The following is a 21424-nucleotide window of genomic DNA, read 5'->3' as shown; positions in this document are numbered from 1 at the left end:
AAATAAAAAAATCCCGTTAATAGAACGGGATTTTTTAGTCTTAATAATTGTCTACATTTAGTACAACTCTAACTGGTCTAAAATCTTTTACAGCATTAAAACTATTATTAATTTTAATTATAGCTTCCTTTGTTTTACCTAAAGACTGATTTTGTGGTATCTTAATTAAAATATTTTTATTGTACAGGTTTCTTATACGAGATATTGGAGGGAATTCTGGACCTAACACATTGGACCTAAATACTTGCTTTAATGATTTTGCGTACCAATCTGCAGCCAGATTAACGCGGTTATAATCTTTATGTTTAAATGTTATTTTTATTATTCTAAAAACTGGAGGATACTTATAATTATAACGATCATTCATTTGCTCTGCAAACATAGGTGCGTAAGCATTAGTTGAGACTTGTTGTAGTATGTTGTGATGCGGATTATAAGTTTGTATTAAAACTTTACCTCTAATGTCTGTACGACCTGCCCTACCCGAAACTTGAGCCATTAATTGATAACTCCTCTCGTGAGCTCTAAAGTCTGGGAAATTAAGTAAATTATCAGCATTCATAATCCCAACTAATTTTACATGTCTAAAATCTAAACCCTTAGTTAGCATTTGTGTGCCCACTAAAATATCTACTTCGCGCTGCTCAAAACTGTTTATTATTTTTTCAAAACCATATTTACCTCGTGTTGTGTCTAAATCCATACGAGCAACTTTATGATTTGGAAATAAAGTCTTCACCTCCTCTTCTATTTGCTCCGTACCAAAACCTTTAGTGTCTAATGTTGAATTTCCGCAGGCTTGACAACTTTTTAGCATTGCAGAATTATAACCACAATAATGACAACGTAATTGGTCCCTATACTGATGATACGTTAAACTTACATCACAATTAGGGCATTGTGGAGATGTACCACAAGTAGTACATTCTACAATAGGTGAAAATCCTCTTCGATTTTGAAATAATATAATCTGAAAACCTTGCTCTAAAGTTTCTGTCATTTCTTCTATAAGTCTATCTGAAAAATGACCTTTCATTCTTTTCCGCTTATACTTATCTGCTAAATCTACCAATTCAATGTCTGGCATTAATACATTATTGTAACGCGTGTTTAATTCTACTAATCCATACTTTCCTTGACTTGCATTAAAATAGCTTTCTAAACTTGGCGTAGCAGAACCTAAGAGTGTTTTTGCTTTATGCATATTCGCGAGCACAATAGCTGCATCTCTGGCATGGTAGCGTGGCGCTGGATCGAATTGTTTGTAAGACGACTCATGCTCTTCGTCTACAATTATTAATCCTAGATTTTTAAATGGCAATAATAAGGAGGAGCGTGCACCAATAATTACTTGTGCTTTTTTAGAATTGTTGAGCATATTATTCCATACTTCAACCCTTTCATTTCCTGAATATCTACTATGAAATACCGCTACTTTGTCTCCAAAATAATCTTGTAATCTTTGTACCAACTGCGTTGTTAGTGCTATTTCTGGTAAGAGGTACAGAATCTGTTTACCTAACTTTAATTGTTTTTTAATTAACTGGACATAGATTTCTGTTTTACCAGAAGATGTTACTCCATGAAGCAATGCAACAGATTTTGATTGAAAAAAAATCTCTATTTCATTAAATGCATATTCTTGTGGTTCACTTAAGGTTTTTGAATCTGCATCACCTTCACCTTCAAATTGAACACGATCTGTTCTAATATGGTATTCCTCTAAAATTGCTTTATCAATTAAGGTTTTTATTATAGCTGTTGAAGCACCACTTCGTTTAACTAATTCTGAAACTTTTATGGCTTCTTTTGAAGACGCTTCCATTGTAAATAATGCCAAAATAACTTCTCGCTGTTTTGGTGCTCTACTTAATAATTCTAATAATTCATGTAGTTTTTCTTCAGACTTATGATTGTCGTGCAGTTTTATATATCGGACCAATTTAGGTTGATACTTTTCGTAAAGCTCTTCTTGTAAATACAAAACGCCTTTTTCTACTAAACCATTTATAACAGGTAACACACGCTTTTTATCTAAAATAGAAACAACGTCATTTATCTTTAATGAAGACTGATGATGTAAAGCTTCATAGATTAAAAATTCATCATCTTTTAATTCAGAATCCTTGACTTCTATTTTTTCATTTTTAGAGATGATGGTTTCACTTTCTAACATAAATGCATTTGGCATAGCAGCTCTCATAACCTCACCCAAACTGCACAGATAGTAACTAGCAATCCACTCCCAATGTTTCATTTGTACTTCAGTCACCACAGGTTTTTCATCTAAAATCTGATGAATAGTTTTAGCTTCATAAGCTGTTGGTGGATTGTTATGAATTTTATAAACTAAAGCTGTGTAAATTTTGCTTTTACCAAAGGGCACAGCAACTCGAATTCCTGGTTCTAAGAATTGCGCTTCTGCTTCTGTAATATGATAAGAGAAGGCTTTTTGAAGGGGAATTGGCAGTATGACATCTACAAAATAAATCACTCTATAACTCGTTGCCAGTATTGTGTTTTATAAAAAAATGATACATAACCTCTAACTTGTAAGGTATTTTTGTTTGCCTCTAACTTTAATCTACATTTATAGATTTTACCATTTTTTGGATTAAGTATTGTGCCGCCTTCAAAAACGTCACCGTCTTTTTCTAAATCCTCTATTATTATCATACCAATTATAGGTTGGTCTTTCTTCTCACCTTGGCATTTAGAGCAAATTGGCCTTTTATTATCCGGATTAATTAGCTCAACTATTTTACCATAAACCTTTCCATCATCCTTATAAATCTCAACAATAGATTTTTCCTTTCCCGTTTCGTCATCTATAGTTTTCCATTTGCCAAAGATATCTTGAGCCGAGCAAAAATTGAATGCAACTAAAACAAATAATACAACTAAAATTCTATTCATTCTTATTTATTTTATGCAATCTTCTTAGAGATGCATTAAGTTCATAACCCAAAAGTAATATGTTAGAGTTTAACCATAAATACAATAACAGAATTAAAAGCCCTCCAATAGAACCATAAAGCTCATTATACTGAGAAAAGTTATTAATATAAATACCGAAGAGGTATGACGTTAAAATGATGAGCAAAGTTGTTAATAATGCACCTACTGAAAAGAATCTTGTATTTCTGCCTTCTCTTGTACCAAAATAGTAAAGTGTTGCTGTTGCCAAGTATACCATAAGTACAAAAAACATGTATTTGGCAAAAATAACCCAGCCTACGCCAGAATTAGTGTCGGAAACCGCCTCGTGATTAATCCGCTCATACAAAGGCTCGATAACATAAATTTGAAAATAACCAAAAAACGCAACTGTTAACAGTACGAGTATTGCTAGAATCAAAGCAATTCCCAAAGCATATAAGTATTGTTTAAAAACGTTTCGTGTTAATTGCTCGTGAAATGAGTTTTCAAAACCAGAAAATACGGCATTAACTCCATTTGCCATTAGTAACATGGATAATAAAAACACAGATGAAAGCAAACCTGCTCCACCTCTTCCGCTAATGTTTTCAAAAATATTCTTTTCAAAAAAACCAGATGTTTGAGGCGGTAAAAAGGAATTTAAAAAATCCAAGAATTCTTCTTGAAAATCTGCTATTGGTATATGTGGAATTAAAATAATAACAAATAATAAGAAAGGGAAAATTGCTGTGAAAAAACTAAAAGCAATCGCACTTGCTCGGGTTGTTAAGGCACCTTTTACAATACCTCGTATGTATAGCTCTAATAAATCATAAATAGATAAGCCTTCAAATCCAGGTAGTTTAATCTGTTTAAAGAAGCGAACGACTAAATTAAGAATCGGAATTTTATCTAATTTTTCTTCAATAGGCTTTGTCATATTATACTGCCTTAAGGCTTAAATCTAAATTATATACTGAATGTGTTAATGCTCCAGAAGAAATATAGTCTACACCACATTCTGCATAATGTCGCAAGGTTTTTTCATTTATGCCTCCTGAAGACTCTGTTAAACACTGATCGCCAATTAATTTTACTGCCTTGCGAGTATCTTCATAATTAAAATTATCTATGAGAATACGATAGACTCCTCCACAATCTAATATCTTTTTAATCTCTTCTAGGTTGCGTGCTTCAACAATAATTTTTAAATCTCGGTTAGTATCTTTTAGATATTGTTTTGTTAAGCTTATTGCTTTTTCTACTCCTCCAGCAAAATCAATATGATTGTCTTTTAACATTATCATATCATACAATGCAAACCTATGATTTTCACCACCACCAATCTTAACAGCCCATTTTTCTAGCGCTCTAATTCCTGGTGTAGTTTTACGTGTATCTAAAATTTTAGTATTTGTTCCTTCTAACAAATCCACGAAACTCTTAGTTTTAGTTGCAATGGCACTCATACGTTGCATAGCATTTAAAACCAAACGCTCGGCTTTAAGAATAGATTGTGAAGCTCCTTCTACAAAAAAAGCAATATCCCCATATTTTACAGAACTCCCATCTCCTATTAAGGTCTCTACTTTCATATTTGGGTCTACATAAGCAAAAACTTGCTTTGCAAATTCAACACCAGCGATAATTCCCTCATCCTTAACTAAAAGTTTTGCTTTGCCTTGCGCATCTGCAGGTATGCATGCCAAAGAGCTATGATCTCCGTCACCTACATCTTCGCGTATTGCATTAGCTATAATACCATCTATCTCTATCTTGAATTGTTCTTTTGAAATCATGTATATCGTATTTAATGTAAAAATAGGAATTGAAATATGATATTTGAAATATAGTTGTAATTTAGTTTTATGAAGTTTACCAAGGCTCTAATTTCTTTAACATTACTCGTATTGTTTCTAAATTTAGAAGCGCAAGAAGGAGTTACAAAGCCAACTTTCTATTTTGATGAAGATCTTAACCAGATAAACAAAGTAGATTTTGTTGCAAAATCTTTAACTAAAATTTATAGCAAAAGGATTTATGATAAGGATTCAATGATTATTAAAAAACTAATTGTGGATTATGATTTTGGTCAATTCAACACTATAGAACTTCAACAATTACATGACCTATTAAAAAAAGAAATAGGCATTAGCGAATTTGATAAATCATTAATTCTAGTATTCAGAGATACCCTAGGTGGCAGTTATAATAAAGATAACAAAAAACGTTTGGTAGATGCAGATTTCTCTGATGGTTTTTCTGAAGATAATTATTTAAAAAGAAAAAAAAGGTACGATAAAGAACAGAAAAAGTGTAATAAATTTGCTAAACAAAACGACGCCATTCCATTACATTTTTTTTCCGCTAAGCAAAATTATAATTTTAAGTCAAAAAATTACAAAGAGTATAAAATATCAGTACTACTTAAATCTATTTTTTTCAAGGGACAATCATATGGTTTAGTAATTTTAAAACCAAACGGTCAATATTTTTTCTATAAATACATAAATCAACTTCAGGTAGAAAAAATGTTAAACTCAGATTGGGCAAATTACATAAAAGATCTAAATACCCTTAAAGTTAAACCTTTAAAAAGAGACCCTGTTTTTCTAACAGAAATGTATAAAAGTGCCAGAGAATATGGTGAAGAATTTGCACGTAAAAGCATTGAGGTCAGAAAACGAGAAATGGAAAGAGAAGCAAAATACGAAACTAAATTAGGTACAAAAAAATATAGAATTTCAGTAGGTATACCGCATTGTTATGGGCACGCTCACTTTTAAAGTAATTACCAACGTAAAACAGATAAAAATCTTAAATGCAAAGATAGGTGTAAACTAATTTTCAATTCTCAAACCAATCATTAAACATTAATACGCTAAAAAAAGTTTAAAAATAGAATTATACGCCTTCAAAATTCTATTTTTTTTCGTATCTTAAGGAAATAAAATAATCAAGATTTTGAAAAAAATAACCATCTTTTTATTCACCATTTTTAGTTTATTATCCTTTTCTCAAAACAACAATAAAGTAGAAATTTATTTAGACGAAAATTCTAACGAAATTAATGAGGAAGAATACAAAATTAAATTAGCGACATCAGTTTATTCAGAAAAAACTGATATTAAAAATGATAACATTTTAAACCGTCTAAGTCTTAATTATGAAATTGGACAATTTAACACTGAAGAGTTTCAACATATAAAAAACTCAATTAAAAATCAACTTAGCCAAGTAGATTTTGAAAAGAATATTATTCTCATTTATCAAGACACCTTAAAAGGCGTTAATGACAAAAATTTATCATTGGAAAATAGTTTTGATATTTCAGATTATTTAAAACAGAAAAAAAAGTATGACTCAAAACAAAATAAATGTAAACGATTTGCAAGAAAAAATAATGCTGAAGCTTATCATATTTATTCAGAAGCTATAAACTACGATTACAATTCAAAAAACTATCAAACTCATCAAATAACAGAAAGTTTAAAGCACAAACTATTTAAGAACGAATCTTATGGTGTTATAATAATAAAAACTAACGGAGATTATTTCTATTACAAACAATTAAATCAGCTTCAAGTTGATAAAATGCTAAATTCTGACTGGTCTAATTATATAATGGATTTCAAATCTTTTAAAACAAAACCCGTAAAAGAGAATCCAAAATTTGTAACTGAAATGATTAATTCTGCAGATGCTTATACAAATAGATTTTTACAAAGAGAAGCAAAAAAAGAAAGTCTTTTTGATAATTTTCAGCAACAATATAAAAATCAACATGTTGGTCAGAGAACCATAACTGTAAAAGTAGAAATACCACATTGTTACAGCTATGCCGACTATTAAATTAATATCTATAGGCAAAACAGATAATAAAAATCTTCAAGTTTTAATTGAAGATTATAAAAAGCGGTTGAGCCATTATATTCGGTTTGAGCTTGACATCATACCTGATTTAAAAAAAGTTAAGCATCTTTCTGAAGCGCAGCAAAAAGAGAAAGAAGGTGAGCTAATTTTATCTAAAACTCAAAATTCTGATGTCATCATCTTGTTAGATGAGAACGGAAAACAAATGGATTCTGTAGCTTTCTCAAATTACTTGCAAAAACATCTTAATTCTGGCATTAAGACTATAGTATTTGTAATTGGAGGCCCTTATGGTTTTTCTGAAGCTGTATATAAAAGAGCTAACGGAAAATTAGGCCTATCTAAGATGACCTTTTCGCACCAAATGATACGTTTGTTCTTTGTAGAACAATTATATAGAGGGTTTACTATTTTAAAAAATGAGCCTTATCATCATCGATAATTTAATAAGATTGAAATAAAATAGGCATTAGTATAAAAATTACTAATGCCTGTTTCATTTAATTCAACTTTTGTTTAATATACTTTATAAATCTCCTTTCGCTTCTTTAGTTGACGAGTTAAATCGTTTATAGTTTCATTTACCGCCATCTCATAGTTGCGCTCATTAGATGTTGCAAAAATGCGAGGGCCAGGTAAACTTAATTCTATACTACAAATTTTACCAGCCTCATGGTTATTATCTTCGTGCTTAATGTAGACTTGTGCTGAAATTAAAAATTCAAATTTCTCTGTTAATTTTTCTAATTTGTCTGTAATGAAATCTGATAATGTTTCACTCACGTCTGTATTCACATACTGAAAATTTACTGTCATAATCGTTTCTTTTTTGGTTATTAATTTCTCTATCTAAGATACGAAATTTTGAGCCCACATTATAAGATGAATATCATAAAAATTTTCTAATTTTTTTATTAATGAAAGTTTTCTCAAGCATCTGCGTCTATTAATAGGAAAACAAAATCAACTATGAATAACAGTGTAAAAAAAGATATTATAATCTTTGATGGAGAGTGCAATTTATGTAATGGAGTTGTTGGATGGTTATTAAAATTTACTCCTGAAGATTTATTTCAATTTGTGGCTTTTCAATCTCAATATGGACAAGAGTTATTAATAAAATATGGTTTTCCAACAGAACAGTTAGATACGGTTATTCTAATCGACGAACAAGGGGTTAAAACTCACTCTGATGGCTTTCTTAAAATTGTATCTAAAATACCTAAATGGCAACGTGTCGCAGCTTTATTAGGCTTTATACCAAGGCTACTAAGAGATTTTATCTATAAGACTGCATCAAAAAATCGTTTAAAATGGTTTGGTCAATCTAGTAGTTGTACTATTGATTTTAAATAGATAACTTATTCAAAAACCACATCATCGATATAAATTTTATGGGAAGAGCCATAACCGTTAGAAAAAAGGACTAATCCTGATCGGATGCAACTTAGATCTAATTTCTTAATCTTAATCGTGAACTTTTTCCATTCTGAAGTTAAATCTACATTTATTGAGGTTTTTGAAGTGTCTGGAAATGGTTTGTCTTTATCTATTAAACCAAATCCAATTTTAGCACTGACACCACTAAAATCTGATTTTGCCCAAAAACTAAATGTTTTTGCACCACTAATATCGTAACCACCCAAAATTTCTCCCCAATCATTTGCAGGATCTACAAACGCTATTCCATACCAACTGCTTATGGCTTTATAATGTATCCTAATAGATGATGTGCCAGAGTGTTTTTCTCTTTTATAATTAACATCTACTTCTAAATCTTTATAGTTACCCATATAGCCAGATGCAAAATAAGGAGGCTCTTCATTATCCTCATATACATAAAAAGGTAGACTCACTTTAGGCACTTTAAACTGCTTTGCTCTCGCTTTTTCATCCTCTACTAAAATTGAGGTTGAAGCAATGCCCATATTATTAAAACTATCATTAACATTAGCATAGACCTTTATTGCACCATCTTCTTGTGGTAGTTTAATCTCAAAACCGTCTTTGAGATTACCTCTATGACTAAGTGCATTAATTTGATCTCTTCGTTTTCTGCTACCTGTGCGTTGATTATAACTAAAACTAACCTCTAGTTGATCATTTTCTATATCTTCTACTTCTAAAGTTACAGGTATCCAAGTTTCGCTTTTAAAAGTGTCATTGGGTAATTGAAAAGCTTTTATATAAGGAATATTATTAGTTGGCTTATTATCCGTATATGCCTCTCTAATGGCCCAATACTGCGGCCGTTTAGAATTATTAACGTGGGTAAATAGCCATGGAGCCATAAATTGATTACCACTATTATAATGAAACATATAGACCCCTAAGCAAGATGGTTTGTTAGATATCCAGTCTCTATAACCGCCAGTTATTGCTTCATATTTTTCAGTGTCTGAAGGTTCTATTGTAATTCCATTTTTTTTATCTTTAATATCCCATTCACCTGTAACACCAAATTCTGTAATAATATAAGGTTTATTAATATCTCGTTTATCTAATTCATCTTGAAGGTAATTGGCACCAGCTCCATAACAATTGAGCCCATAGATATCAATTGAAGGCACGTATTTTTCCCACCAATCTAAACCAAAATTCCAGGCCTCTACAGAAACTATTAAATGGTTTGGGTCTATTGATTTTATTTTACTACAAATACGCTCTAATAATTTTGAATAAGCTATTTTCTCTTCATCTGTAGCCATATTTAAATACACTTCATTGCCTATTCCCCAAGTTAGCACTGCAGGATGATCTTTGTAAGACTTAACCTTTTCAATTGCATTTATATACATCGCTTCCATACCTTCTTTATCCTCTAGGTAATTAAAGCTGTCGTCATCTTCCATACCTGGACGTCCATGTCGCATCCAAATACCCATCATTACTTTTATACCATTAACTTCTGCTGCGTCTAATAGCTGTTTTGTATTTTCACCAGTAGCCCAAGTTCTAATTGTATTTACTCCAAGAAATTTAAGATCTTTAAAATAAGTGTCGTAATTATCTATGTCGTCCACATATCCAAAAGTTGCACCTTTTACATAAAATTTTTCACCATTGACCATTAAATGCCATTGGTCTTTTGTCTTATTAATTGTGGTTTGTGCAATTAGGCTATGTACTAAAAGAACAAGTAATACACTCGAAAATAATTTCATAAAATTCAGTTTATATCTAATCAAAAATATGAGGTTCGTAGGCCTTCCACCAATCTGTAATATCTATTTTCGGGTTTCTACAAATGTAAAGTGGAATATTGTGCTCTTCGTCTATTGCATATTTATGGGTTATCATTTTTACCAATTCTATATCTTTAAAAACATGCTCAACAGATGGTTTTTCGTTCCCTAAGCTTATCCAGACTTTAGCATTTTTATTATCAAATCCCCAAATCCAAAAACTACCATGTCTACTTATAGGGTTAGGTAAACCATATTTTTTACCCAAAACTTTTAATGCACCAGCTTCTCCATAATTTTCAGCCCAGATCACACAGTTCTTCTTTTCATCTGCAGATAATGATTGATACACGCTATCAACTAACTTTACTTTTTCTTCCCAACCAAACATATCTGCATAATCTCCTGTTAGTTCATATCTACCTTCAACCTCTTCAAGACCTTTATATTCGATATAATCTTCTATTGGTAAAACTGGTGTTGCATCGGGTATATAATAAATAATAGGCAATACTATTAATGCAGCAATTAGATATATTAAATTTAATCGCTTTTTAAACAAACTTTCGATAAAAACAGAACCTGCAGAAAATAATATAGGATATAAAGCAAAAACATAATAGGTTTTAGCGCTCATTAACCACATTGTCATAAAAATGACAATACAAGTAATTCCTAAAAATTTATAATGTTTTAGGTTTTTGCTAAAAATTAAACCGACAATTCCCAGAAGGAATACTATAAAAGTAAAAAGCAGTTCAAGCTGATCTAAAATAAATTTCCAAGGATCTATAGCATCTAATTGGTTTTCATTTAAGGCTTGCATATGCCTCATTAAGGGGAAATCATTTGTAAACTGCCATATAATATTTGGGGTAACTATTAATAAAGCAACTATTCCTGAAATATAAAGCCACTTATCTTTGTATAGCTTTGCTTTATCATAAAATAGCAATCCTATAAAAACGCCAAAAGCCCAGACTAAAATAGTATACTTATTTAATAACCCTAGACCAAGAGTAATACCTAGTAGAATTAAAAATTTCTTGTTTTTAGAATTAATAAATTTTACTAAAAAATAGAACCCAAGTGTCCAGAATAATTGATCAAATGCTACAGGTTGAAATAATGTGTGATTTCGATAAAACGGAATAAAAGCTAATATACATACACCAGATAATAAAACAGCTCTAAACTTACCACCAAGCTCTTTAGTTATTAGGCAACACAATATTAAAATAGACACTCCTGCCAATGTTGGAAAAAGTCTAACACCCAATAAATTATAATCAAAAAGCATATATGACAGTTTACCAATAAAAGCAATAAGTGGCGGAAATTCCATAAATCCCCAATCTAAGTGCTCGCTTACTGACAAATGCAATAGCTCGTCGCGATGAAATCCATAATTATAATTACCTATCCACTGAACACTAAACTTTATTACAGCCAATATGAGGATTAGTGGTAAATACTTTTTCATGGAATAACAATTTGAGTTAAAGTTAATGAATATGTATTTATATTTGAATAAAACCTGAAACTCATGCAACTTGTTTTTGCCACCAACAATAAAAATAAACTTAAAGAAGTACAAGCACTCGTCCCAAAGCATATCAAGCTTTTAAGTCTATCTGATATTTTATGTATTGAAGACATCCCTGAAACAAAACCAACAATAAAAGGTAATGCCATACAAAAAGCAGAATATATTAAAACCAATTATGGATATGATTGTTTTGCTGATGATACTGGCTTGGTCGTTGAAGCTTTAAATGGTGAACCAGGAGTATATTCCGCACGTTATGCAGGTCCTCAGCGCAACGCAGAGGACAATATGAATAAATTACTTACCGAATTAAAAAATAAAGATTCTAGAACCGCACAATTTGAAACTGTAATTGCACTTCATCTTAATGGTGAACTAAAAACATTTACTGGTATATGCAAAGGTGAAATAACCATAGAAAAACATGGAGAAAAAGGTTTTGGCTACGATCCCATTTTTAAACCAGATAATTTTGAAAACACATTCGCTGAGATAGATTTAGATTTAAAAAACAAAATTGGACATCGCGGTAAAGCTGTAAGACAACTTATAGAATTTTTAAATCGACAGTAAGCTTTTATAGTATACACTTAATAAAGAATTAACTGAATAAACCTATCTTTGAATCCTATTAAGAAGAATATGCGTATAGACATTATCACAGTATTGCCAGAACTTTTAAAAAGTCCGTTTGAAGCGTCTATTTTAAAGCGTGCTATTGAAGCTGGCTTAGTTGAAGTTCACTTTCATAATTTAAGAGAATTTGCTACAGGTGGCTATAAAGCTATTGATGATACACAATTTGGAGGAGGTGCTGGTATGGTAATGATGATTGAGCCTATAGATAAATGTATTTCTAAGCTAAAGACTGAGCGCGACTATGACGAAGTTATATACATGACTCCAGATGGTGAACGATTAAATCAAGGAATTGCTAATACAATTTCTTTAAAAGAAAATATAATTATTCTTTGTGGTCATTACAAAGGTGTAGATCAGCGTGTGAGAGACCGTTTTATTACAAAGGAAATATCAATAGGAGATTATGTGCTTTCTGGAGGCGAATTAGGTGCGGCTGTTCTGTGTGATGCTATAATAAGACTAATACCTGGTGTACTAGGTAATGAAACATCTGCTCTAACGGATTCATTTCAAGATAATCTTCTTGCGCCACCTATTTACACAAAGCCAAGAGAATATAAAGGAATGAAAGTTCCTAAAGTCTTATTTAGCGGTAATTTTCCCGAAATTGAAAAATGGAGAGAAGACCAAGCCTACAAAAGAACACAAGAGCTTAGGCCAGACCTTTTAGAAGAGTAAAAACAAAACTTAAAATCTTTCTATTTTCTTCTTTTTACTTTCCACTTTTTAACTATATTTGCACCCAATTTTGGATTAACCTCTGGCGAGAATCGCGAATGTTAGTTTGAAATAATCATTATAAATAAAACAAAATGAATTCTTTAGTAAAATTTGTACAAGACGAATTTGTAACACGCAAAGACTTTCCAAAATTTGGTGCTGGTGATACAATCACAGTATATTACGAAATTAGAGAAGGTGAAAAAGTGCGTACTCAGTTTTTTAGAGGTGTAGTATTACAACGAAAAGGAACAGGAACATCAGAAACATTCACTATCCGCAAAATGTCTGGAACAATTGGTGTAGAGCGTATCTTCCCAGTTAATTTACCTGCATTACAAAAAGTTGAAGTTAATAAACGTGGTAAAGTTCGTAGAGCTAAAATATTCTACTTTAGAGGTCTTACTGGTAAGAAAGCAAGAATTAAAGAAGTTAGAAGATAATTCAACTTACACATTATATTTAAAAGCCTTCAATTATGAAGGCTTTTTTAGTTTATTAACTATTGTTAATAACTACGGTTCATAAGATGTTTATATCTAAAATGCTAATAAATTGTATTTTTATCAACTAAATCTTAAATTTATCTAAGAATTAGCAGCAAACTTAGTTTGATTTTAAAATATATTTTAAATTTATGTTAATTTCAGATAAAGAAACGTTCTTTATTTATTGAGATTATTTTTTGAGGTTATAGAACCGCTTGTGTAGATGAGCTTAAGTGATATAATCAAGATATTTAATTGATATCGTATACTTTTGTAGACTATAGAAAATTAAATTGAAAGCTTTGAAGAAGTAGTGCAAACGAAAGTGAACGCGAAAAGGATGAGCAATGTTTTTGAGCGTATTAAACATGTAAATGAATGATAAAGGAAAAAACATCAAGGAAAATAAATCTTATGAAGCTTAGTAATATCAGGTCAATACATTTTGAAAGATATGAAACGTTTCATTGAAGTATAAATGCAGTAACTGAAAAGGATGTTGATGAGAATCATGCAGCTGATTTAGTGTAAACTAAATAAGTTAATTGTTAGTAATATTTCAAATAGAAGCCATGTCAGCACAGATTTTTCTGAGTGATATGGCTTTTTTTGTTTTATACAATTGAGAATTACTAAAGCCTAAACTTATTTTAAATCTGAAACATTTGTATTCTTGTTAAATGGATTTTTATTCAATAAATAACAAAAAATTTTACCGACGGAGTTATACCAAAAATGTACTCCAAAAAGGAGAGTATACAGAGTGCACATTTACTGATTGCAATTTTGAAAATTCAGACTTATCAAATATTTCTTTTTTAGAATGTGCATTTGTCAATTGTAATCTCAGTAATACTAATGTTACACATACTACATTTAATAATATAAACTTTGAACGTTGTAAATTAGTTGGAGTTTTATTTCAGAATTGTAATGATTTCTTAATCGCATTTAGATTTAAGGATTGTACTTTAAACCTTAGTTCGTTTTATAATATGAAAATAAACAAAACTACATTTCTAGATTGTAAAATGCATCATATAGACTTCACTGAGACTACAATAAAAAGTTCTTTATTTTCAAACTGTGATTTAACTGGTTCTATATTCGACTCTTCTAATTTGGAAAACACAAATTTCGCTACTTCGTATAATTTTTCAATAAACCCTTCTCGTAATAAAGTGAAAAATGCAATCTTTTCAAAAGACAACTGTTTTGGACTACTAGATTCATTTCAGATTAAAATAAATAAATAGTTTCTTAATAAAGCATTTATATTATTAATATCGTAAAATATTTAGTAGTTTACTATTAATCTAATACTAAGAAAACGTTATCGTTTTTGTATATTTGCCCAGCTAAATTTTAAGCTAATTATCATACTAAATATTCTAACGACCTATGACAAAAACAGCAAAGATTGTTTATACAAAAACTGATGAAGCACCAGCTTTAGCAACACGTTCATTTTTACCTATTGTAAAAGCATTTACAAAATCTTCTGGCATCGCTATAGAAACTAAAGATATATCATTAGCAGCTAGAATTTTAGCTGTATTTCCAGATTACTTAAAAGAAGATCAAAAAGTTAATGACGCATTAGCTGAATTAGGAGAATTAGCGAAACAACCTGAAGCTAACATCATAAAATTACCAAATATTAGTGCCTCTATTCCTCAATTAACTGATGCAATAGAAGAATTACAAGCTAAAGGTTATCAATTACCAAACTACCCTGAAGATGCAATAACTGACGAAGAAAAAGAAATTAAATCGCGCTATGATAAAATAAAAGGTAGTGCAGTAAATCCTGTTTTAAGAGAAGGAAATTCAGATAGACGCGCACCAAAAGCTGTTAAGAATTATGCAAAGAAAAATCCACATAGTATGGGTGCTTGGTCTGCAGATTCTAAAACACATGTAGCTACAATGTCTAAAGGAGATTTTGCGCATAATGAAAAATCAATTACACTAAAAGAACAAACTTCTGTTAGTATTATACACACGGACGGTAAAGGTAATAAAACAAGTCTAAAAGAAGGTTTAGACTTATTACAAGGTGAAATTATTGACGCTACAGTAATGAGTAAAAAAGCTTTAATCTCATTTTTAGAAGAGCAAGTTGAAGATGCGTTAGACAATAGCGTGCTTTTTTCGTTACATATGAAGGCAACAATGATGAAGGTTTCTGACCCTATTATTTTTGGTCATGCTGTGCGTGTTTTCTTTAAAGATTTGTTTAAAAAACATGGTGATATATTTAGAAAAATTGGTGTTGACGTTAATAATGGATTTGGGAACTTACTTGAAAAATTAGGTGAACTTAATGATGATAAACGTGATGAAATTAGAGAAGATATTCGCTTTGCTTTAGAGCATGGTGCGGACTTAGCTATGGTAAATTCAGATAGAGGTATTACAAACCTGCACGTACCAAGTGATGTAATTATTGATGCTTCCATGCCTGCTATGATTAGAACATCTGGTCAAATGTGGAATGCAGATGGTAAGCAACAAGACACAAAAGCCGTTATACCAGATAGTAGTTATGCTGGCGTATATATTGCTACTATAGAATTTTGTAAAAAACATGGAGCTTTTGACCCTACAACAATGGGAACAGTACCTAATGTTGGCTTAATGGCTCAAAAGGCTGAAGAATACGGTTCACACGACAAAACATTTGAAATAGCTTCCAATGGAAAGGTAGAAGTAATTGATGCTGCTGGTTCTGTACTAACGACTCATAAAGTTGAAGAAGGAGATATTTGGAGAATGTGCCAAGTAAAAGACGCACCAATACAAGATTGGATTAAATTGGCAGTTACGAGGGCTAGAGCTTCGCAAACACCGGCTGTTTTTTGGTTAGACAAAAAAAGGGCACATGATGCCGAATTAATTAAAAAGGTAAATCAATACCTTCCCAATCATGACACGTCTGGTTTAGATATTAGAGTTCTATCACCAATAGATGCCACTAATTTTACATTAGAGCGCATTAAAGATGGACAGGACACTATTTCAGTAACAGGAAACGTACTTAGAGATTATCTCACTGATTTATTCCCAATTTTAGAAGTTGGTACTAGTGCAAAAATGTTATCTATTGTACCGCTGATGAATGGCGGTGGTTTATTTGAGACTGGTGCAGGTGGATCAGCTCCCAAACATGTACAACAATTTGTCGGAGAAAATCATTTACGTTGGGATTCTTTAGGTGAGTTTTTGGCATTAGCTGTATCGCTAGAGCATTTTGCGGTAGTTAATAAAAATGAAAAAGCAAGAGTTCTCGGTGAAACACTAGATGACGCCTCTGATAAATTATTAGAAAACAAAAAAGGCCCTTCTCGAAAGGTTAACGAATTAGATAATAGAGGAAGTCATTTTTATCTAGCTTTATATTGGGCAGAAGCATTAGCCACTCAAAATAAGGATACGGATTTAAAACACGAATTCACTAATATCTTCAGAGATTTACAGGCTCATGAGTCAAAAATTTTAGAAGAGTTAAATTCTATACAAGGAGTGCCTGTAGATATAGATGGTTATTATTACCCCAATGAAGTTTTAATTAGTAATGCTATGCGACCTAGTAAAACTCTTAATAAAATATTAAATTAAACTTTAGTTAAAAGAGCTTCATTAAAAATGAAGCTTTTTTATTTTTATAAAAAAATTGTTTGATGCAAAAGAAACTATTCGCTCTTTTCTTTATTTTTAGCTGTACGACTTCAATCATTTTTTGTCAAGAAAAGTATACCATAAATGGTACTATAACGGATAGTAAAAGTAATGAAACACTTATTGGTGTAAACATAATATTACCCGAAATTCAGTCTGGTACTATGACTAATGAATATGGTTTCTATTCCATCACCCTTCCAGAAGGTAATTATAAAATTCAGATTAGTTACTTGGGTTACACCACAATACTAGAATCGATAGACTTAACATCTGATTTATCTAAAAACTTTCAACTTTCTGAATCTGTAGAAAGTTTAGATGAAGTTGTTATTAAGGAAGATATTGAAAAATTAAATATTAAAAAACCTCAGATGAGTGTTAATGCTTTGTCTATAAAAACGATAAAGAATATGCCTGTAGTTTTGGGAGAGGTTGATATTATCAAATCAATAACTCTGCTTCCTGGTGTTACGAATGCTGGAGAAGGTTCCTCAGGGTTTAATGTACGTGGTGGTTCTGCCGATCAGAATCTGATATTGTTAGATGAAGCTACAATATTCAATTCTTCTCACTTATTTGGATTCTTTTCAGTTTTTAATCCAGATGCCATAAAGGATATAAAATTGTATAAAGGTGGTATTCCAGCTAAGTACGGAGGGCGTGTTTCGTCTGTTTTAGACATATATCAAAAAGAAGGAAGTAGCACTGGTTTTCATATGAATGGTGGCATCGGACTTATTTCAAGTAGACTTCTTGCTGAAGGCCCTATTAAAAAAAATAAAGGTTCTTTTCTATTTGGTGGTCGCAGTAGTTATGCTCATTTATTCCTTCCCTTATTCGATTTAAATAATGTCGCATATTTTTACGATCTCAATACGAAATTAAGCTATCGCTTAAATGATAATAATAGTATATTTCTTTCCGGTTATTTTGGTAGAGATGTTTTTGAAATCGCTGATAGTTTTGAAAATTCTTATGGCAACACAGTTTTAAATTTTCGTTGGAATCACTTATTTTCAGATAAGATATTTTCAAATCTTTCATTAATATATTCTGATTATGACTATGATTTAGAGTTGTCTTTTGTTGAATTTGACTGGGAATCTGGTATTACAAATTTTAATTTAAAATATGATTTTAAACATTATTTAAGTAATAATTTCAAATTAGAATATGGATTAAATAGTATTTACTACAAATTTAATCCTGGAGAGATTAACCCTACTACTCCAGATTCTGGTATAAACCCTTTTAAACTTATAGATAAATATGCTTTTGAAAATGCAATATACGTGGACGCAGAGCATAAATTAAATAATAAACTTACCGTTAGTTACGGTGCACGCTTAAGTACTTTTCACCGCTTAGGGCAGGATGAACTAAATACTTATGAAAATAATAAGCCTGTAGTCTTTAATGAAGACTTACAAATTTATGAAAAGTCAATACCTAGTGGTATAGTGAACTTTAACAGAAATGATGTTATAGAATCTTTTGCTAATATAGAACCACGGTTGGCATTAGCCTATCAATTAAATAGTAGCGCATCAATAAAAGCAAGTTATAATAGGATGAGTCAATACCTACATCTTCTATCTAATACAAGTTCACCAACCCCATTGGATGTATGGACACCTAGTGGGAAATACGTAAAACCACAACTTCTAGACCAGTTAGCTTTAGGTTATTTTAAATCTTTTAAAGACAACTTATTTTCCTTAGAAGTAGAGACATTCTATAAAAAAATTCAGAATAGGATAGATTATATAGATGGTGCAGATCTTATCGCTAATAATGCAATAGAACAAGTTATTCTAAATGGAGAAGCAAAGGCTTACGGTTTAGAAATTTTATTTAGAAAAAACGAAGGTAAATTAAAAGGATGGCTTGCGTATACATTATCAAGATCTGAACAAAGAACGCCAGGCCAAACATTAAACGAGACAGGTATTAATAATGGTGAATGGTACGTTACACCTTTCGATAAAACCCATGACATATCAATTACTGGTAGTTATGAATTTAATAATAAATGGTCTTGTAGTACAAATTTCTTATTTCAAACTGGCCAACCAGCGACATTTCCAAATGGACAATATCAATATAATGGGATAACTGTGCCTAGTTTTGAAGCAAGAAATTCTAGCCGATTACCTTCCTATAATCGCTTAGACCTTGCTGTTAATTACAAGCCAAAACCATTAACTGAAAAAGCCTATAAAAGTGAATGGGTTTTTGGAATCTATAATGTTTATAATCGAAGAAATGCTGCCAACATTACTTTTAGAGAAAACAGAATGACTGGTCAAAATCAAGCAGTAAGGTTGGCAATTTTTGGTATCGTACCTTCCGTGTCTTATAACTTCAAATTTTAGACTATGAAAAAAATTATTGTACTCAGTTATTTACTTACTCTCTTCACCTTTAGTTGTGAAGATATAGTTGATGTAGAATTGAATGAATCAGAGCCTAAACTTGTAATTGATGCCTCAATCAATTGGGTGAAAAATACAATAGGTAATGAACAAAGTATAAAACTAACATTATCTGCACCCTTTTTTAATGAATCTGTCCCGCCAGCAAATGGTGCTACAGTTCAAGTTATGAATTCAGACAATTCTGTTTTCAATTTTGTTGAAGAAGGTTCAACCGGTGTTTATAACAATAATAATTTTATACCAGTCATAGATGAAACATATATTTTGACCATTAACTATAATGGAGAAACTTATACTGCACAAGAAACTTTAAAATCTGTAGTTTCTATTGATTTAGTTGAACAAAATAATGATGGCGGTTTTACAGGTGATGATATAGAGCTTAAAGCTTTTTACACAGATCCTGTTGGTATTGAAAATTATTATTTTTTTGAATTTATAAGTAACATTCCCGTTATACCCTCACTAGAAGTATATGAAGATGAATTTACTGATGGAAATCAAATTTTTGGATTTTACACAGAAGAAGATTTAGAACCTGGTGACCAAGTAACAATAAGAAACTATGGTGTTTCTGAACGTTTTTATGAGTTTATGTTTTTACTACTTCAACAAGGTAGCGATGATAGTGGCGGTCCTTTCGAAACCCAACCAGCATCGGTCAGAGGAAATTGTATAAACATTACTAACTCTGAAAATTTCCCTTTTGGTTATTTTAGGTTATCAGAAGTTGATGAAGTTATATATACTATTCAATGATGATTATTTTATTTCTTAATTTTAAAAGATGACATTTATAAAAACTACTGAAGAGGATTCTCTATATCATAATCTTGAACAGATGACGATAAGTGAAATCTTAAAATATATAAATAAGGAAGATAAAACAGTACCAATAGCTGTTGAAAAGCAACTACCAAAAATTGAATTATTAATCGAAAAAATAACTCAAAAGCTTAAAAAAGGAGGAAGACTTTTTTATATTGGAGCTGGAACCAGTGGACGTTTAGGTATACTAGACGCGTCAGAGTGTCCACCAACTTTTGGAGTCCCTCATGATCTAATAATCGGACTTATAGCTGGTGGTGATAAAGCCATTCGAAAAGCAGTTGAAAATGCTGAAGATTCACTTTCACAAGGTTGGGAGGATTTAAAAGCCCACAATATCGATAATAAAGATATAGTAGTTGGTATAGCAGCTTCTGGCACAACTCCATATGTTGTCAACACTCTTAAGCATTGTAATGACAATAATATTATAACCGGTTGTATCACATGCAATCTAAATAGTCCTTTATCACAAACAGCTCAATTTCCAATTGAAGTAATAGTTGGACCTGAATTTTTAACAGGTAGTTCTAGAATGAAAGCCGGAACCGCTCAAAAATTGGTTTTAAACATGATATCAACCGCTACAATGATTCAACTTGGAAAGGTTAAAGGAAATAAAATGGTAGATATGCAATTAAGCAATCAAAAATTGTTTGAAAGAGGTGTTAAAATGATCATGTCTGAACTTAACATAAGTAATCACAAAGCGAACGCGTTGCTTCTAAAGTATAAATCAGTCAGAAAATCAATTTCTAATGGAAGAAAATAATAAAACTAACAGAATTATTTTATCAAAAGGGTTGAAACAAATGGGCATATGTTTAATATTTATGTTTACAGGCCCTACATTACTTCATCTAACCTTAAATAATAACGAAAAACCGCTATATATTTATTTACTCATATTATCTATACTTATTTGTATACTCGCTATAATATTCCTTTATATAGGAATTAACACTATAGTTAATAGTATATTTAAAAAATAATAAATTGAATTTTGAACTTAATGAGACAATATCAGTAACTTACTCAACTTCTATAATAAAACATAAAAAACCCTTACTAAATAAATAGTAAGGGTTTTAGTTTAAT

Annotated in this window: 20 protein-coding genes; 13 read left to right on the top strand and 7 right to left on the bottom strand. The window is 31.0% G+C overall.

The genetic code is table 11. The features are described 5' to 3' along the window. Positions 1 to 40 precede the first annotated feature (40 nt). Genes priA through nadC form a run of 4 tightly spaced genes read right to left on the bottom strand, consistent with a single transcriptional unit; the run spans position 41 to position 4718 of the window. On the bottom strand, positions 41 to 2494 hold the full coding sequence (gene priA / locus ACFWU4_RS09685) for a primosomal protein N' (RefSeq protein WP_411127299.1): 2454 nt from the start codon (positions 2492 to 2494) through the stop codon (positions 41 to 43). Beyond that, positions 2491 to 2916 (bottom strand): DUF2147 domain-containing protein, encoded by a 426-nt coding sequence (locus ACFWU4_RS09680; protein ID WP_411127297.1) that lies wholly within the window; start codon positions 2914 to 2916, stop codon positions 2491 to 2493. Before ACFWU4_RS09680 ends, priA begins: the two co-directional genes overlap by 4 nt. Then, on the bottom strand, positions 2909 to 3859 hold the full coding sequence (locus ACFWU4_RS09675; protein WP_411127296.1) for a YihY/virulence factor BrkB family protein: 951 nt from the start codon (positions 3857 to 3859) through the stop codon (positions 2909 to 2911). Before ACFWU4_RS09675 ends, ACFWU4_RS09680 begins: the two co-directional genes overlap by 8 nt. Before the next feature lies 1 nt (position 3860). Further along, the gene (nadC, locus tag ACFWU4_RS09670; RefSeq protein WP_411127294.1) at positions 3861 to 4718 is read right to left on the bottom strand and encodes a carboxylating nicotinate-nucleotide diphosphorylase; all 858 of its coding nucleotides are present in this window, start codon (positions 4716 to 4718) and stop codon (positions 3861 to 3863) included. Between the two features lie 69 nt (positions 4719 to 4787). Here nadC and ACFWU4_RS09665 point away from each other — a divergent pair, with 69 nt between their 5' ends. The 3 genes from ACFWU4_RS09665 to rlmH all read left to right on the top strand — a co-directional run bounded on the left by ACFWU4_RS09665 (position 4788) and on the right by rlmH (position 7234). After that, positions 4788 to 5705 (top strand): hypothetical protein, encoded by a 918-nt coding sequence (locus ACFWU4_RS09665; RefSeq protein ID WP_411127292.1) that lies wholly within the window; start codon positions 4788 to 4790, stop codon positions 5703 to 5705. A gap of 178 nt (positions 5706 to 5883) precedes the next feature. Further along, positions 5884 to 6771, top strand: a complete 888-nt coding sequence (locus ACFWU4_RS09660) for a hypothetical protein (RefSeq protein ID WP_411127290.1) — start codon at positions 5884 to 5886, stop codon at positions 6769 to 6771. Beyond that, positions 6758 to 7234, top strand: coding sequence for a 23S rRNA (pseudouridine(1915)-N(3))-methyltransferase RlmH (gene rlmH, locus ACFWU4_RS09655; protein ID WP_411127288.1), 477 nt, complete (start codon positions 6758 to 6760; stop codon positions 7232 to 7234). The genes ACFWU4_RS09660 and rlmH overlap by 14 nt, the downstream gene beginning before the upstream one ends. 74 nt (positions 7235 to 7308) lie before the next feature. Here the strand turns inward: rlmH and hpf are convergent, their stop codons facing one another. Continuing rightward, on the bottom strand, positions 7309 to 7608 hold the full coding sequence (gene hpf, locus ACFWU4_RS09650) for a ribosome hibernation-promoting factor, HPF/YfiA family (protein WP_411127286.1): 300 nt from the start codon (positions 7606 to 7608) through the stop codon (positions 7309 to 7311). Positions 7609 to 7761: 153 nt separating this feature from the next. Here hpf and ACFWU4_RS09645 point away from each other — a divergent pair, with 153 nt between their 5' ends. Continuing rightward, positions 7762 to 8148, top strand: coding sequence for a thiol-disulfide oxidoreductase DCC family protein (locus ACFWU4_RS09645; protein WP_411127284.1), 387 nt, complete (start codon positions 7762 to 7764; stop codon positions 8146 to 8148). 5 nt (positions 8149 to 8153) lie between these two features. Here the strand turns inward: ACFWU4_RS09645 and ACFWU4_RS09640 are convergent, their stop codons facing one another. Continuing rightward, positions 8154 to 9956, bottom strand: a complete 1803-nt coding sequence (locus tag ACFWU4_RS09640) for a glycoside hydrolase family 2 TIM barrel-domain containing protein (RefSeq protein ID WP_411127282.1) — start codon at positions 9954 to 9956, stop codon at positions 8154 to 8156. Positions 9957 to 9972: 16 nt separating this feature from the next. Beyond that, entirely contained in the window at positions 9973 to 11460 is a 1488-nt protein-coding gene (locus ACFWU4_RS09635) for an ArnT family glycosyltransferase (protein WP_411127280.1), read from the bottom strand. Between the two features lie 63 nt (positions 11461 to 11523). Here ACFWU4_RS09635 and ACFWU4_RS09630 point away from each other — a divergent pair, with 63 nt between their 5' ends. The 9 genes from ACFWU4_RS09630 to ACFWU4_RS09590 all read left to right on the top strand — a co-directional run bounded on the left by ACFWU4_RS09630 (position 11524) and on the right by ACFWU4_RS09590 (position 21318). Further along, positions 11524 to 12099 (top strand): non-canonical purine NTP diphosphatase, encoded by a 576-nt coding sequence (locus ACFWU4_RS09630; protein WP_411127278.1) that lies wholly within the window; start codon positions 11524 to 11526, stop codon positions 12097 to 12099. 69 nt (positions 12100 to 12168) lie between these two features. Continuing rightward, the gene (gene trmD / locus ACFWU4_RS09625) at positions 12169 to 12846 is read left to right on the top strand and encodes a tRNA (guanosine(37)-N1)-methyltransferase TrmD (protein ID WP_411127276.1); all 678 of its coding nucleotides are present in this window, start codon (positions 12169 to 12171) and stop codon (positions 12844 to 12846) included. A gap of 134 nt (positions 12847 to 12980) precedes the next feature. Next, positions 12981 to 13331 carry a 50S ribosomal protein L19 gene (rplS, locus tag ACFWU4_RS09620; protein ID WP_411127274.1) on the top strand — a complete coding sequence of 117 codons (351 nt, stop codon included), beginning with the start codon at positions 12981 to 12983 and terminating at the stop codon, positions 13329 to 13331. A gap of 725 nt (positions 13332 to 14056) precedes the next feature. After that, positions 14057 to 14632, top strand: a complete 576-nt coding sequence (locus tag ACFWU4_RS09615; protein WP_411127272.1) for a pentapeptide repeat-containing protein — start codon at positions 14057 to 14059, stop codon at positions 14630 to 14632. 145 nt (positions 14633 to 14777) lie between these two features. Continuing rightward, positions 14778 to 16997, top strand: a complete 2220-nt coding sequence (locus ACFWU4_RS09610) for an NADP-dependent isocitrate dehydrogenase (protein ID WP_411127270.1) — start codon at positions 14778 to 14780, stop codon at positions 16995 to 16997. Positions 16998 to 17059: 62 nt separating this feature from the next. Beyond that, positions 17060 to 19435: a TonB-dependent receptor gene (locus ACFWU4_RS09605; protein WP_411127268.1), complete on the top strand. Its 2376-nt coding sequence runs from the start codon at positions 17060 to 17062 to the stop codon at positions 19433 to 19435. A gap of 3 nt (positions 19436 to 19438) precedes the next feature. Continuing rightward, positions 19439 to 20257: a DUF4249 family protein gene (locus ACFWU4_RS09600; RefSeq protein WP_411127266.1), complete on the top strand. Its 819-nt coding sequence runs from the start codon at positions 19439 to 19441 to the stop codon at positions 20255 to 20257. A gap of 28 nt (positions 20258 to 20285) precedes the next feature. Then, entirely contained in the window at positions 20286 to 21098 is an 813-nt protein-coding gene (gene murQ, locus ACFWU4_RS09595) for an N-acetylmuramic acid 6-phosphate etherase (protein WP_411127265.1), read from the top strand. Beyond that, positions 21085 to 21318, top strand: a complete 234-nt coding sequence (locus tag ACFWU4_RS09590; RefSeq protein ID WP_411127263.1) for a DUF6095 family protein — start codon at positions 21085 to 21087, stop codon at positions 21316 to 21318. Before murQ ends, ACFWU4_RS09590 begins: the two co-directional genes overlap by 14 nt. The last annotated feature ends 106 nt before the right edge of the window (positions 21319 to 21424 follow it).

The organism is Winogradskyella sp. PE311 (genome assembly GCF_046545555.1).
GTDB lineage: Bacteria > Bacteroidota > Bacteroidia > Flavobacteriales > Flavobacteriaceae > Winogradskyella.
Note: the sequence above shows the minus strand (reverse complement) of the source record. Positions and strands in the feature narration are given on the sequence as shown.

What these genes read in the sequence shown, in the direction of transcription:
- ACFWU4_RS09680 (WP_411127297.1), bottom strand. Translation starts at nt 2,916, where the DNA reads ATGAATAGAATTTTAGTTGTATTATTTGTTTTAGTTGCATTCAATTTT.
- ACFWU4_RS09675 (WP_411127296.1), bottom strand. Translation starts at nt 3,859, where the DNA reads ATGACAAAGCCTATTGAAGAAAAATTAGATAAAATTCCGATTCTTAAT.
- nadC (WP_411127294.1), bottom strand. Translation starts at nt 4,718, where the DNA reads ATGATTTCAAAAGAACAATTCAAGATAGAGATAGATGGTATTATAGCT.
- ACFWU4_RS09665 (WP_411127292.1), top strand. Translation starts at nt 4,788, where the DNA reads ATGAAGTTTACCAAGGCTCTAATTTCTTTAACATTACTCGTATTGTTT.
- rlmH (WP_411127288.1), top strand. Translation starts at nt 6,758, where the DNA reads ATGCCGACTATTAAATTAATATCTATAGGCAAAACAGATAATAAAAAT.
- hpf (WP_411127286.1), bottom strand. Translation starts at nt 7,608, where the DNA reads ATGACAGTAAATTTTCAGTATGTGAATACAGACGTGAGTGAAACATTA.
- ACFWU4_RS09645 (WP_411127284.1), top strand. Translation starts at nt 7,762, where the DNA reads ATGAATAACAGTGTAAAAAAAGATATTATAATCTTTGATGGAGAGTGC.
- ACFWU4_RS09640 (WP_411127282.1), bottom strand. Translation starts at nt 9,956, where the DNA reads ATGAAATTATTTTCGAGTGTATTACTTGTTCTTTTAGTACATAGCCTA.
- ACFWU4_RS09635 (WP_411127280.1), bottom strand. Translation starts at nt 11,460, where the DNA reads ATGAAAAAGTATTTACCACTAATCCTCATATTGGCTGTAATAAAGTTT.
- ACFWU4_RS09630 (WP_411127278.1), top strand. Translation starts at nt 11,524, where the DNA reads ATGCAACTTGTTTTTGCCACCAACAATAAAAATAAACTTAAAGAAGTA.
- trmD (WP_411127276.1), top strand. Translation starts at nt 12,169, where the DNA reads ATGCGTATAGACATTATCACAGTATTGCCAGAACTTTTAAAAAGTCCG.
- rplS (WP_411127274.1), top strand. Translation starts at nt 12,981, where the DNA reads ATGAATTCTTTAGTAAAATTTGTACAAGACGAATTTGTAACACGCAAA.
- ACFWU4_RS09615 (WP_411127272.1), top strand. Translation starts at nt 14,057, where the DNA reads ATGGATTTTTATTCAATAAATAACAAAAAATTTTACCGACGGAGTTAT.
- ACFWU4_RS09610 (WP_411127270.1), top strand. Translation starts at nt 14,778, where the DNA reads ATGACAAAAACAGCAAAGATTGTTTATACAAAAACTGATGAAGCACCA.
- ACFWU4_RS09605 (WP_411127268.1), top strand. Translation starts at nt 17,060, where the DNA reads ATGCAAAAGAAACTATTCGCTCTTTTCTTTATTTTTAGCTGTACGACT.
- ACFWU4_RS09600 (WP_411127266.1), top strand. Translation starts at nt 19,439, where the DNA reads ATGAAAAAAATTATTGTACTCAGTTATTTACTTACTCTCTTCACCTTT.
- murQ (WP_411127265.1), top strand. Translation starts at nt 20,286, where the DNA reads ATGACATTTATAAAAACTACTGAAGAGGATTCTCTATATCATAATCTT.
- ACFWU4_RS09590 (WP_411127263.1), top strand. Translation starts at nt 21,085, where the DNA reads ATGGAAGAAAATAATAAAACTAACAGAATTATTTTATCAAAAGGGTTG.